Origin of the sequence: Pseudoalteromonas sp. SR44-2 (assembly GCF_014163745.1) — a bacterium.
GTDB classification, from domain to species: Bacteria; Pseudomonadota; Gammaproteobacteria; order Enterobacterales; family Alteromonadaceae; genus Pseudoalteromonas; species Pseudoalteromonas distincta.
Window position 1 is genome coordinate 81,335 of record NZ_JACJDW010000011.1, and the last position, 14,693, is coordinate 96,027.

The window sequence follows — 14,693 nt, forward strand, 5'->3', positions numbered from 1 at the left end:
AAACTACCTAATTAGTTAAATTCTAGTTCTACATCTTGCGCAGCCATTAGTGATAACTTATGGATTAAGTCGTCACTTGGCGTAACACACCATTCGATTCCAAGAGTTAATTGCGCCAACGCATCTGGACGTTGGTAATAAACCTTGATCGGACACGTTCCCATTTTATAGGGTTCGAGTACTTTTTGTAATTTATCGAAGAAACCTGCCTCGATTTGCACCATGTTCAGCGTCATTTTAATCGCTTTAATACGCTTTTCACGCGCTTGAGCAATGGTGTTTATTTCTCTGGCGGTCATTGTAATACCACCGGAGAAGTTATCAAAGCTGACCTGTCCAGATATTACCAAGATATTGTTAACTTGGAGCATATCTTGGTACTTTTCAAACTCGTCTGAATACAAGCGTACATCAATCCGTGCACTCTTGTCATCTAAAGTTACTAAGGCCCAACGATTTCCTTTTTTATTAATTAATACTCTAGAAGCAATAACTAAACCAGCTGCCGTTGCAAACACATCACGATTAGTTGGCTGTAAATCAACTATTTTTCCACTAGTGTAATGCCTAAGCTCACGGCGGTACTGATTTATTGGATGCCCAGTTAAATAAAGGCCTAGCGTCTCTTTTTCGCCATCTAACCACTCGTTATCAGTAAGCCCTGTGGCTTTAATAAAAGCTTGTTCAACTTCATCAGGCTCAGTGGCTAATAAACCAAATAAGTCACTTTGTCCTAATTGCTCAGCTTTGTTGTGTTGATCGGCCGCACGCATAGCATCTTTTAAACTGGCTAGTAATGTAGCACGCCCAGATTGGGTTTTTTCTGGCCCTAATTGGTCCAAAGCACCTGCGTAAATTAATTTTTCAGTAACACGTTTATTTAAGCGTTTTAAATCAACACGCGCACAAAAATCAAATAAATCTTTAAATGGGCCACCTTTTGCACGCGCTTCTAAAATTGCTTCAACCGGTGCCTCACCTACGCCTTTTATTGCGCCAATACCGTAAACAATTTCACCTTCAAGGTTTACTGTAAACTTAAACTCACCTGCATTTACGTCTGGTGGTAATAAGGTGAGCTTCATGTTTTCACATTCATCCACCAAAATAACTATTTTGTCGGTGTTATCCATATCGGCCGACATTACCGCAGCCATAAACTCTGCAGGATGATGCGTTTTCATCCACAATGTTTGATACGATACGAGTGCGTAAGCTGCTGAGTGAGATTTGTTAAAACCGTAACCTGCGAACTTTTCTACCAAGTCGAAGATTTTTATCGCAAGCTCGCCGTCAATGCCGTTATTTCTTGCGCCATCTTCAAATGTTGAACGCTGCTTTGCCATTTCTTCGGGTTTTTTCTTACCCATTGCACGACGCAGCATGTCGGCGCCACCTAGCGTGTAACCTGCTAGTACTTGCGCAATTTGCATTACTTGTTCTTGATACAAAATAATGCCGTAAGTTGGATCAAGTATTGGTTTTAAGCTTTCGTGCTGATACTGCGCATCTGGGTATGAGATTTCTTCTCGGCCCAGTTTTCGGTCGATAAAGTTATCTACCATGCCTGATTGCAGTGGACCTGGGCGGAACAAAGCCACAAGTGCAATCATATCTTCAAAGCAGTCGGGTTTAAGGCGGCGTACTAAGTCTTTCATACCACGCGACTCTAGCTGAAATACAGCGGTCGTTTCGGCGCGAAGTAGCAACTCAATACTTTTTTTATCATCCAGTGGAATGGTGTTTATATCAACGGGGTCTTTACCTTGGCGCTTCATGCGCACATTGGTCATATCGACCGCCCACTGCAATATAGTCAGTGTACGTAAACCCAAGAAATCGAACTTAACTAAGCCGGCTGTTTCTACATCGTTTTTATCAAACTGTGTTACTGGAAACTTACCTTCGTCATCGCAATAAAGCGCAGCGAAGTCGGTAATAGTGGTTGGCGATATTACTACGCCACCCGCATGTTTACCGGCATTACGTGTACACCCTTCAAGGATGCGACACATGTCGATTAAGTCTTTTACCTCATTGTCGCCATCGTAGGCTTCTTGCAAGCGTGGTTCTACATCAAACGCTTTGGCAAGTGTCATACCGGGGTCACCCGGAATCAATTTTGAAATTCGATCAACAAACCCGTAAGGATGCCCAAGCACTCGCCCTACATCGCGTATTACCGCCTTTGCAGCCATGGTACCAAAGGTAATAATTTGCGAAACCGCATCCCGACCATACAAAGCCGACACGTGATCAATTACCTCGTCTCGTCTATCCATACAAAAATCGACGTCGAAATCGGGCATTGATACACGTTCAGGGTTTAAGAATCGCTCAAAGAGTAAGTCAAACTCAAGTGGATCAAGGTCGGTAATTTTAAGCGCGTACGCAACTAACGAACCCGCACCTGAACCACGACCAGGTCCAACTGGAATATTATTATCTTTACTCCACTGAATAAACTCCATTACGATTAAGAAGTAACCTGGGAATCCCATTTGGTTGATTACACCGAGCTCAATTGCAAGACGCTCATCGTATTCAACACGTTTTACTTTTCTATCTTCTTCGTCGGGGAATAAAAACTGTAGTCGCTCTTCTAGGCCGTCTTGTGACACTTTAACTAAAAAGTCTTCAATTTTAAGCGAGCCGGTTGGGTAATCAGGTAAAAAGTAAGTACCTAATTGCACAGTTACATTACAACGCTTAGCGATTTCTACGGTATTTTGTAGGGCTTCTGGAATATCGCTAAACAACTCAGCCATTTGCTCAGGTGTTTTTAGATATTGCTCTTCAGAGAACCGTTTAGGGCGGCGCTTATCATCGAGCGTGTAACCGTCAAAAATAGCAACACGAATTTCGTGCGCTTCAAAGTTTTCTGGCTTTAAAAACACCACTTCGTTGGTCGCTACAACCGGTAGTTGCTCTTTAGCAGCAAGCTCTACCGCCATGTGCAAGTAATCTTCTTCAAGCGGTCGATTGGTGCGAACAAGCTCTAGGTAGTAGTTATCGCTAAAATGCTGCTTATAAAAACTAACAACCGATTCAATTACAGTCGGATTATTTTTTAATAATGCTTTACCTAAGTCACCGTCTTTAGCGCCTGAGAGAATAATTAAGCCTGCTTTTAGCTCAACTAACCACTCACGGTCAATAACTGGGCGATGAAATACATGCCCACGCTGATAAGCTTTAGATATCAGCAAGGTAATATTTTTATAGCCGTCGTTGTCTTTGGCTAATATAGTTAAGCGGCTTGGCTCATCAGGAAACTCTGGGCTTCGAACCCAAAAGTCAGCACCCACTATAGGTTTAATACCTGCATTATGCGTGGCGCCATAAAAACGCACTAAACCACAAAAGTTCATTTGATCAGTAATTGCAATGGCTGGCATTTGCAGCTCTTGCGCTTTTGCGACTATTGGCTTTGTTTTAGCAAGGCCATCAACCATCGAAAAGTCTGAATGAACTCTTAAATGAACAAAATCAGGAGCAGCCATGCTTAGCCCTCACCATTGGCTTGCGCCAAAACGCGCTGCACAGGTTTAAAGCTTTTACGATGCTCGTCAATTGCACCGTATTGTTCAAGCGCTGCAAAGTGCGCTTTAGTGGGATACCCTTTGTGCCCTGCAAAACCATATTCTGGGTGGCATGCATCAAGTTCAAGCATTTCGTCATCGCGCGCTACTTTAGCTAAAATAGACGCCGCTGAAATTTCGGCCACTAAGCTATCACCTTTAACAACAGCTTGTGCTGGCATAGTGAGTTTTGGCAATCGATTACCATCTATAAATACAAATTCAGGTTGTGTGCTTAATGCCTCTACTGCGCGAGTCATGGCAAGCATCGTTGCGTGTAGAATATTTAACTCATCAATTTCTGTTGGACTACAGCGTCCATACGCGTAGCACAATGCTTTTTCTTTTATTTCAATTGCAAGTGCTTGGCGTTTTTTATCCGTTAATTTTTTAGAATCTGCTAAGCCTGCAATTGGTTTAGTGGGATCTAAAATGACGGCGGCAGTGACTACATCACCAACAAGTGGGCCGCGCCCTACTTCATCTACACCAGCAATTAAGGATACATTGGGTCTATCAATTTGCATTTATTAACTCCGCCACAGCATTGGCTGCTTGTTCACTGGCATTTAATCTAATTTTTTCGTGAATAGCTAAAAAGCGTGCTTTTAGCTCTTTGTTATCTGTGTTGAGCATAGGGGTAAGTGCGTTTGTTAAGTTAGTCACATTACACTCGGTTTGTAAAAACTCAGGCACTAGCTCTTCGTCGGCTAATAAATTAGGCAGCGAAAAGTACTTAATATTAAACGTAAATAAAGTTTTAAAAATCCAATAGCTCAACGGCTTTATTTTATAGCCCACTACCATTGGCTTTTTATAAAGCATGCCTTCAAGTGTTGCAGTGCCCGACGCTAATAAAATGGCATTAGCAGCTTGCATCGCTAATTTTGATTGCCCATCAAGCAGATTAACATTAAGGTCAGGCGCGGTGGCGTTTAATATTTCAGTAAACTGCGCTTTGCGCTTTTCGTTTACCAGTGGCACCACAATTTTAAGATTAGGATTTTTAGCTTGCAGCTTTTCAGCTGTTTTAATGTAAGTCTCGCTTAGCAAACCAACTTCAGAGCCTCGACTACCAGGTAGCAGCGCCAGTACTTTGTCATCAAGGCTTAAGCCGAGTTCTTCACGTGCTTTAGTATCGTCGTGCTCAAGCGCTATGTCGTCAGCCAAGGTATGCCCCACAAATGTACATGGCACTTGGTGCTTATCGTAGAACTCTTTTTCAAATGGTAATAATGCTAACACTAAGTTAGTGGCTGCACTTATTGTATGAATGCGCTTTTCGCGCCACGCCCAAACAGACGGACTTACATACTGTACGGTTTTAATGCCCGCATCTTTAAGTGGTTTTTCTACACGTAAGTTAAAATCGGGTGCATCTATACCTATAAATACATCAGGTGGGTTATCTACAAAATGCTGCACGAGTTGTTTACGTATTTTAAGCAAACGTGGTAAACGCCCTAGCACCTCAACAAGCCCCATTACCGAAAGCTCATCCATGTCGTAAAGTGTTTTACAGCCCTGCGCTTGCATTTTAGGTCCTGCTATTCCTTCAAAAATAGCGTCCGGAAAGTGTTTTTTAAGGGCTTTAATTAAGCCTTCACCTAAAATATCGCCCGACAGTTCACCTGCCACAATACCAATACGTAGTTGTTTTTTATCTTTATTCATTTGATTTTATTTCACAAGTAAACCAGGCGTTCATGCTTGTTAGTTTACCGTGTTTTACTGTTTGGTTAAACGCTTTAAATAACTGGTTTTTTATTACCTAAGTTAAGGCTTTATGTTGTTTGTTTTTAATACTGATGTAGCATAGGAAATATATATTACGCTTTACTAATATGTATGTTGACAAAGATTGCACAAACGTAAATACTATTACAAACTTTCAGTAATTACTGAAAGTTCATTAAAACTTAACTTTGCCAATAAAATGTTGCCCTGTTAATCCGTCACTCTCAAGGAGCCAATAATGATAGATGAAACCTTTGTGGATCTATCGCGATTACAGTTTGCTGTTACCGCTCTCTTTCATTTCTTATTCGTACCTTTAACGATAGGTATGACCTGGATTTTAGTTATTATGGAATCGGTTTATGTTATGACCGGTCGCGAAATTTATCGTGATATGACTAAGTTTTGGGGAAAATTGTTTGGTATTAACTTTGCAATTGGTGTGGCAACAGGCCTTACCATGGAATTTGAGTTTGGTACTAACTGGTCTTATTACTCCCATTACGTAGGTGATGTTTTTGGGGCTCCCCTGGCTATTGAAGGTTTAATGGCATTCTTTTTAGAATCGACCTTTGTGGGTATGTTCTTTTTAGGCTGGGACAGGCTTTCTAAACGCCAACATTTAGGCGCGACCTTTTTAATGGCCATTGGTACTAACATGTCGGCGCTGTGGATTTTAATTGCCAACGGTTGGATGCAAAACCCAGTAGGCGCTGAATTTAACTATCAAACCATGCGCATGGAAATGACTAGTTTTGCAGAGCTTGTGTTTAACCCTGTAGCCCAAGTTAAGTTTATTCATACTGTATCGGCAGGTTATGTAGCTGCCTCTATGTTTGTATTGGGTATAAGCAGTTGGTATATATTAAAAGGCCGTGATTTAGCATTTGCTAAACGCTCTTTTTCAGTCGCTTCGGGCTTTGGGTTAGCGTCAATTTTGTGTGTAATTTTACTCGGTGACGAATCAGGCTACGAAGTAGGCGAAGTCCAAAAAGTGAAACTTGCCACAATTGAAGCCGAATGGCACACAGAAGAAGCTCCGGCTGCGTTTACCGCATTTGGTTTTCCTGATTCAGAAGAGCAAGTAACACATGCAGCGGTTAAAATACCTTACGCACTTGGGTTAATTGCTACGCGCTCACTAGATGAGCAAGTAACGGGTATTAACGACCTAGAAAAACAACATGAAGTACGTATTCGCAACGGTATGATTGCTTATGAATACCTTACAAAACTCAGAAACGGTGAAGATACGCCAGATAATATTGCCAAATTTAATACTCTAAAAGATGATTTAGGTTATGGCTTGCTACTTAAGCGCTACACACCAGATGTTGTAGATGCTACTGAAGAACAAATTCAAAAAGCTGTTAAAGACTCTTTTCCTAAAGTAGGCCCTATGTTTTGGTCATTTAGGATTATGGTTGCCTGTGGTGTAGCCATGCTAGGTGTATTTATATTGGCATTTTACTACAACGCACACCGTGTGATTGAGCAAAAACGCTGGTTGTTATGGGCTGCCGTATTGAGTATTCCACTACCTTGGATAGCGATTGAATTTGGCTGGATTGTTGCCGAGTATGGTCGCCAACCTTGGGCTATATCTGAAATACTGCCGACCTTTTTAGCCACGTCGTCACTAACAGTAAACGATATTTTAATTAGCTTAACTGGGTTTATTGTTTTCTATACTGGTTTAGCAATTGTGGAAGGCTGGCTGATGATCCGCTTTGTTAAGCAAGGGCCAAGCTCGCTACATACTGGTAAGTATCATTTTGAATTACCAAACAAAGCTGATAAAACTGAAGGAGAGCAATCATGATTTTTGATTATGAAACATTAAAAATGCTTTGGTGGTTGATCATTGGTGTGCTGCTTATTGGTTTTGCTATTACCGATGGTATGGATATGGGCGTTGCTATGTTGCTTCGCCTCGTTGGTAAAACAGATTCAGAGCGCCGCACAGTAATAAACACAATTGGCCCGCATTGGGATGGTAACCAAGTATGGTTTATAACTGCAGGCGGCGCGTTATTTGCGGCGTGGCCTATGGTTTATGCTGCTGCATTTTCGGGCTTTTACTTTGCCATGATGCTAGTACTCTTTGCTTTGTTTTTTAGACCACTTGGATTTGATTACCGCAGTAAAGTTGACTCAAAACGCTGGCGCAATAACTGGGATTGGGGCTTGCTTGCAGGCAGCGCAATTCCAGCATTAGTATTTGGTGTTGCGTTTGGTAATTTATTTTTAGGCGTACCGTTTAATATTGATAACTTAATGCGTGTTAGCTACCAAGGTTCATTTTTTGGCTTACTTAACCCATTTGGATTACTTGCAGGTTTAGTGAGTATTACCATGTTAGTTGCGCATGCGGGTATGTGGTTACAACTTCGTACAGCAAGTGTGGTCGCAGAGCGTTCGGGTCAATATGGTCGCTATTCTCTTATTGTGTTTATCGTGTTATTTGCTGCAGCTGGTTTTTGGGTGGCTAACTTAACTGGTTACCAAGTTGTATCTATGGCTGATACACAAAGTCATGCAGACCCTCTAGCTAAAATAGTTACTACAGCGCAAGGTGTTTGGTTAAGTAATTACAGCACCCGTCCGTGGACAATGACCTTCCCTATTTTAGCCTTTGCAATGGCATTAAGTGCACTTGTGTTTTCAAAATTAAATAAACCTGCACTTGGACTTATTTCAACAAGCTTAATGTTAATTGGCGTAATTATGACGGCCGGTGTTTCTCTATTCCCATTTATTATGCCATCAAGTAATAACCCTAATATTAGCTTAACAATTTGGGATGCGGTATCGAGCCATAAAACGCTCAATATAATGTTTGTTGCAGTGTGTATTTTTGTACCACTAATTTTGTCCTACACCACTTGGTGTTACGTAAAAATGTGGCGCAGAGTAACGGTAGAAGAAATTGAAAACAACACTCATGGTAGCTACTAAGGAGACTAAACAATGTGGTATTTCGCTTGGATTTTAGGTGTACTTTTGGCCTGTACCTTAGGTGTAATAAATGTAATGTGGTACGAGTTTCATCAAAATAAAAACAGCATTGCTGATGATGAACAAGCCATGCACGATTTATTAAATGATGCTAACAACACAAAAGATGACGACTAACCCCCGACCAGATCGCGCGCAGCAGCAATCACTGCGCGCTTTTTTAAAGCGTCAAAGTAAACCCGCTGCAGTGTGGTTAAAGTTAAGCATTGCACTGGGTACTTTTAACGCACTACTGATGATTGCAGGTGCTTATTTACTGGCTCAAGCTATTCATAATGTAATGTTTGAAGGTAATAACTTAGCCCAAGTCACTCATTTATTATGGCCCTTAGCAGGCATTATTTTATTGCGCGCGGTGTTTTTAGCGTTAAGTGAGCGCTTAAGTGCATTTGCTGCGCTTAAAATAAAATCGGCTATGCGCCAAACACTTCTCCATAAGCTCAGCTTACTTGGGCCTAGTTATATAGAACAACACGGCCAAGGCGCTACATTAAACACCCTGCATAATGGCGTTGAAGCACTTCACGACTATTACGCTAAATACTTGCCAGGTGTTGCTTACAGCGCACTTATTCCGCTGGCAATATTGGTTGTTATTTTTCCGACAGATTATAAAGCTGGGCTGATATTTTTATTAACCGCCCCACTTATTCCTTTTTTCATGATTTTAGTAGGCTCTAAAGCCGAAGCTTTAAACCAAAAACGCTGGAAGCAACTTGCTGTACTGGGCAATTACTTTTTTGACCGCGTGCAAGGTTTAACTCAGCTAAAACTATTTAATGCAACACGTACCGAGCTTAAACAAATAGCTAAAATTTCAGATGATTTTAGACACGCGACACTCGATGTTTTAAAAATCGCGTTTTTATCATCATTTGCACTTGAGTTTTTAGCCACCATTAGCGTGGCACTCGTTGCCGTAATTATTGGTTTTAGACTATTTTTTGGCACTCTTGATTTTGCCACTGGCTTTGTGGTGCTACTTTTAGCGCCTGAATTTTATTTACCACTGCGCCAGCTTGGTAGCCATTACCATGCACGTTTGCAAGGTATTAGTGCGGCGGCCGATATGGTTGCGATTTTAAATGCCCCACTGCCAAGTGACGTAAATGCGCCAGTAACTACAAGCGCACCTGAAAACAATTTAACTTTAAATACAATTAATTCAATAAGTATTACCGACCTTAATTTTATATACCCAGGTAGTAACGAAGGGATTAAAAATATAAATTTAACATTGCCAAATAAAGGCTTAATCGCAGTTGTGGGCAGTAGTGGCTCAGGTAAAAGTACGTTGTTTGATTGTCTATTAGGGTTTCACCCTGAGGTGATTAACAACCTATCTATTAATGATCAGAGTTTAAGTACAACCGATATTACTCACCTGCAAAATAATATTGCATGGATACCACAACAAGCGACGCTATTTTACGACACCATTGCTGCCAACATTAAATTGGCCAAACCCACTGCCACACAGCAAGAGCTTGAACACGCGGCAAAACAAGCTGGTGTGCTTGAATTTATTAATACCCTACCCGATGGTTTTAACACGCTGATAGGTGAGCAAGGCGAAGGGCTTTCTGGCGGTCAAAAACAACGTATTGCACTGGCTCGCGCATTTATAAAACAAGCACCAGTCTTAGTGCTTGATGAGCCCACTGCGCACCTTGATAGCCAAACAGAGCTGCTTATTCAAGATGCTATTAATGAATATGCTAAAAACAACTTAGTGTTAGTTATTGCCCATAGATTAAATACCGTTAAACATGCCAGCAATATCATTGTGATGCACGATGGAAAAATAGCTGAGCAAGGTGACTTTGAAACACTTGCAGCGCAAAATGGTGCATTTGCTGACTTACTAAAAACGGCTGAACAAGGGGTGGTGCATGCGTAATTTTATTCGCTTATTAAAGCTTTGTGCTCCTCATTACAAAGCTATGCTATTGGGTACATTTTTAGCAACGATTACGGTATTAGCTAATGTGGGCCTGTTGGCTATATCTGGCTGGTTTTTAGCATCAATGGCCGCTGCTGGTATTGCGGGCGTACAAATGAATTATTTTACTCCTGCCGGCACGATTCGTTTTTTAGCAATTGTGCGAACAGCATCACGCTATGGCGAACGCCTAGTTACTCATAACGCCACGTTTTTATTACTAAGTGAAATACGTACCAATGTCTTTGCAACGTTAAGTAAGCTTAACAATGTTGATTTAGCAATGAGCCGCAGCGCTGATTTAGTTAACCGATTACAAAACGATGTAGACGCACTCGATAAATTTTATTTAAACGTTTTACTTCCTATGCTGGTCGCTCTTTTAAGTGTGCCAATCATCATGCTGTTTATGTCGGCCTATAATGGCAACGTCGCCCTTATTTGCTTTACTGGCATTATACTTATTGGTGTGGTTATACCTGCCCTACTTAGCGCAAAGCTCACTAGAAACAGCCATAAAGAAACACAACTTAGTGCACAACTTCGCTCTGAGCTTTCAGATACACTTACAGGCCTTAGAGAGCTTAGTATTTACCAAGCCCGTTCGCAGCAACTTAATAAGTGCGACGAATTAAGCGAGCAGTACAATCAGCAATTATTTGTTCGCCACAAAGCACTGGCAAACTCAGATGGGTTAAGCATGTTGGTTGTTCAATTAGCCATGCTTGCTAGCATAGTAACCATAGTGCCACTGGTATACACAAGCAGTATGGTAAATGTAGAACTTGCTATGTTGAGTTTATTTGTACTGGCAAGCTTTGAAAGCGTATTGCTACTACCCAATGCGTTTATAGAGCTTCCAAGTGTTTTAAAAGCAGCAGAGCGATTGTTTACACTTGAAGACAAAGCAGCTAGTTCGCAAATTGAAAGTACACATGTAAACGTTGATGAAAGCTTTAGCGCGCAAAACCACACGTTAGCACTTAACAATATTAGCTACCAATATGGTGAGCAAACAGCGCTTACTAATATCAGTTTTGAGTTAATGCCCCAGCAAAAGGTAGCAATTGTAGGTAGAAGCGGCAGCGGTAAAACGACGCTTGTAAATTTACTTACTGGTTTATGGCCTTTGCAACAAGGCAGCATAACGCTAAACAATCAAAATAGCGTTGTTGACTTACATTCGTTAAATAATGATATACGCGCAAATGCTATAAATATACTCGCCCAGCAGCACCATATTTTTGATGGCACATTAAGTGAAAACTTACGTTATGCCGCGCCAAATGCAACCAAAGAGCAAATGATTGAAGCGCTCGCATTAGCTCAATTGAGCCCATGGTTTAATGAGCTAAAAGAAGGTTTAAAAACACGATTAGGCACTGGCGGGCGTAACGTGTCGCAAGGTCAATCTAGGCGTATAGCCATTGCCCAAGCATTACTTAAAAACCCTGCTATTTTAGTTCTTGATGAACCAACAGAAGGTCTTGATAATCAATCTAAGCAAGGGGTAATGCAAGCAATAATGCATGTTATGAATAACGCCAGCGTGCTCACAATTACGCACGATCCCGCTCTACTTGCTCAAATGGATAATGTTGTATGGTTAGAAGGCGGTAAAGTAGTCGCACAAGGCTCTCATAAAGAGCTCATTGGCACTTATCCCAACTATGTTGCGCTCACTACTCGGTTTTAGTTAAAGTCACCTGAACTTTGGATAATAAATCCTTTAACCAGGGTTCAGGTTGAATAAATCCCTACATCTGCACTATTTTAACATCAGAAAATAAAAGGCAATTTCACTAAGTAACCTGAACTCTGGATAATAAATTTAAATATCACCATAACTCAATACGTTAGTAAACTTCTTAACCAGGGTTCAGATTAAGTAACAATTCCATTTTTAGTTTTTTCAGTTAAACAGTACTGCTTAAACCAACCTGCATAAATTTTTGAGCAATTTAACAAATTAAATTGCCTCTGGGCAAAACCGTACGAGCAGCGCATGTTTACCATTTATTCTACGTTATCGCCTATTTATGGAGAATAACCATACTACATAGGCCCTGTCTTGTCTAAACACCAAGCTTACTGCTGTAAGTTCAGCCTCGAAAGATAAACAGGCCCAAAATGAAGTATTTCTTAATCGATTACAAAAAAAATACTGTGATTACAAATATACACACTTTCTTAAATGCATGATATTTATATGTTATTTTATTGTAAATTAATTATTGCAAAAAAGATCGATTCATCTAATCCTTTTTACTTATTGTTATTATTATTATTTAAAGTGATTATGCCACCGGTGGCATTTGTAGTTCAAGAATAAAACTTGTTAATGATCACTGCAGTCTTAAATACAAAAGTTTTTACACTGAAAACCATTTTAATTGGAGTTAAAATGAAAAAAACTAATATTTTAAAATACTCTTTACACACAACTGCAATATTAGCCGCAATTTATGGCGGCAGTGCCCTAGCTGCAAATGCATCTGGATATGCTTCAACAAACGGTAATACAACAGGTGGTGCCGGTGGTGATGTAGTATATGCAACAACAGGAACCCAAATACACCAAGCTTTATGTAATCGTGCATCGAGTGATACACCAATTATCATTCAAGTTGAAGGCACAATTAATCATGGTAATACAAGCAAGGTATCTGGTGATAGCTGTAACACTGGTCCTGACTTAATTGAACTAAAAGAAATTAGTAACGTTTCTATTATTGGTGTTGGCAGTGGTGCTTTATTTGACCAACTCGGTATCCATATTCGTTCTTCGTCAAACATTATTATTCAAAATGTTCATGTACGAAATGTAAAAAAATCAGGCTCACCAATCTCAAACGGAGGTGATGCAATTGGTATGGAATCTAATGTTCGAAATGTATGGGTTGACCATGTAACACTTGAAGCAAGTGGTGGTGAAAGCAGTGGCTATGATGCACTTTTTGATATGAAAAATAATACAAAATACGTAACTTTATCTTATAGCATTTTGCGTAATTCAGGTCGAGGTGGTTTGGTTGGCTCGAGCGACAGCGATGATGCTAATGGCCCTGTAACATTCCATCATAACTACTATCAAAATATAAATTCACGAACCCCCTTACTCAGACATGCAACAGCCCATGCTTATAATAACTACTATAGTGGCATACAGTCATCTGGGATGAATCCACGCATAGGTGGTAAAATACGTGCAGAAAATAACTACTTTCAAGACTCTAAAGACCCACTAGGTACTTTTTACACTAACGATATGGGATATTGGCAAGTAAGCGGTAATATCTGGGACAATATTGATTGGTCTGAAGATGAAAGTAAGCTTCACCCAGCAGGCCCAAATCCTTCATCAACTACTTCTATTAGCATACCTTATAACTATCAACTGGATAATACTCAGTGTGTTCCTGCAATTATTGCAGCAACCGCAGGTGCAAATAAGGGCTTAAAAGAGTCCAATGGTGAATGTGGTACGACTGAGCCCACAGATCCAACTGAGCCTACTGATCCAACAAATCCACCTGAGCCGACTCCTTCAGGGGAAAATCTTGCTTTGGCTGCAGGTGTAGATGGCAGCTCTAAAGCCAGCGGTACAAGTTATGGTAATGTTAAAGATGGAGATACATCCACTTACTGGTCGCCAAATTCATCTACTGGCACAATAAATATTAAAAACTTAAATACTACAATTAATGCTGTAAAGATTATTGAAGCGTCAGGTGCTCAAGGAAATATTACTTCATGGTCGCTGGTTAATTACGATACAGGCACAACGCTCGCTAATGGCGGGGCTGTACCTAATGTGATCACCTTTTCGAGTGTAAATTTGTCAAAAGTCAGTTTTGTTATTAACTCTTCAAACTCAACACCGAGAGTTGCTGAATTTGAGGTTTACAATGGCTATAACGACTCAGGTAGTTCAGTCACTAATACCCTAGTTAATGGTGTATACAGGGTTACACCTAAGCACAGTGCTAAATCACTTGATGTAGCTAATTGTGCAAATAGCAATGGTGCTAACATATCGCAATGGTCATGGTTAAATAACGATTGTCAAAAATTCAATATATCAACGGTCGATGGTATTTGGCATAGAATTTCACCAGTTAATGCTCCATCGAAGGGCCTTGATGTAGCCGCTAACTCAACGGTTAATGGTGCAAACATTGCTCTGTACACATATACCGGTAGTTATAATCAACAATTTAGATTCCAAGCCGCAGGTACAGGAAAATGGCGGATAATAAATCGTAGTAGTGAACTTTGTTTTGATATTGAGGGAAATAAAGCAAATGACGGAGCAAATCTATTGCAATGGACTTGCAGCGCTGGATCTGAAAATCAAATGTTTGAACTAACGCGACAGTAAACTTTAATAATAAAAAACCACCTTCGATTTCTCT

At 40.5% G+C, this 14,693-nt stretch carries 9 protein-coding genes; 6 read left to right on the plus strand and 3 right to left on the minus strand.

What is annotated here, in order from left to right; all coding sequences use genetic code 11:
• Window positions 1-11: 11 nt before the first annotated feature.
• Genes dnaE through lpxB form a run of 3 tightly spaced genes read right to left on the minus strand, consistent with a single transcriptional unit; the run spans window position 12 to window position 5,255 of the window.
• A complete protein-coding gene (gene dnaE, locus H5115_RS08935) occupies window positions 12-3,503 on the minus strand; it encodes a DNA polymerase III subunit alpha (protein ID WP_138488763.1) in 3,492 nt (1,163 codons plus the stop codon).
• 2 nt (window positions 3,504-3,505) lie between these two features.
• Complete coding sequence (gene rnhB / locus H5115_RS08940) at window positions 3,506-4,108, minus strand: ribonuclease HII (protein ID WP_182754860.1); 603 nt, start codon at window positions 4,106-4,108, stop codon at window positions 3,506-3,508.
• The gene (gene lpxB, locus H5115_RS08945) at window positions 4,098-5,255 is read right to left on the minus strand and encodes a lipid-A-disaccharide synthase (RefSeq protein ID WP_182754862.1); all 1,158 of its coding nucleotides are present in this window, start codon (window positions 5,253-5,255) and stop codon (window positions 4,098-4,100) included. Before lpxB ends, rnhB begins: the two co-directional genes overlap by 11 nt.
• Window positions 5,256-5,556: 301 nt before the next feature.
• Between lpxB and H5115_RS08950 the strand changes: the two genes are divergently transcribed.
• The 6 genes from H5115_RS08950 (at window position 5,557) to H5115_RS08975 (ending at window position 14,659) form a co-directional block, all read left to right on the plus strand.
• Window positions 5,557-7,140 (plus strand): cytochrome ubiquinol oxidase subunit I, encoded by a 1,584-nt coding sequence (locus H5115_RS08950; protein WP_002958301.1) that lies wholly within the window; start codon window positions 5,557-5,559, stop codon window positions 7,138-7,140.
• Entirely contained in the window at window positions 7,137-8,276 is a 1,140-nt protein-coding gene (cydB, locus tag H5115_RS08955) for a cytochrome d ubiquinol oxidase subunit II (protein WP_220487217.1), read from the plus strand. The genes H5115_RS08950 and cydB overlap by 4 nt, the downstream gene beginning before the upstream one ends.
• Before the next feature lie 12 nt (window positions 8,277-8,288).
• Window positions 8,289-8,453: a cytochrome bd-I oxidase subunit CydX gene (gene cydX / locus H5115_RS08960; protein WP_002958303.1), complete on the plus strand. Its 165-nt coding sequence runs from the start codon at window positions 8,289-8,291 to the stop codon at window positions 8,451-8,453.
• Window positions 8,443-10,236, plus strand: coding sequence for a thiol reductant ABC exporter subunit CydD (gene cydD / locus H5115_RS08965; protein WP_182754894.1), 1,794 nt, complete (start codon window positions 8,443-8,445; stop codon window positions 10,234-10,236). Before cydX ends, cydD begins: the two co-directional genes overlap by 11 nt.
• Window positions 10,229-11,974 carry a thiol reductant ABC exporter subunit CydC gene (gene cydC / locus H5115_RS08970; RefSeq protein WP_182754864.1) on the plus strand — a complete coding sequence of 582 codons (1,746 nt, stop codon included), beginning with the start codon at window positions 10,229-10,231 and terminating at the stop codon, window positions 11,972-11,974. Before cydD ends, cydC begins: the two co-directional genes overlap by 8 nt.
• A 708-nt stretch (window positions 11,975-12,682) precedes the next feature.
• Window positions 12,683-14,659, plus strand: coding sequence for an RICIN domain-containing protein (locus H5115_RS08975; protein WP_182754866.1), 1,977 nt, complete (start codon window positions 12,683-12,685; stop codon window positions 14,657-14,659).
• Window positions 14,660-14,693 lie beyond the last annotated feature (34 nt).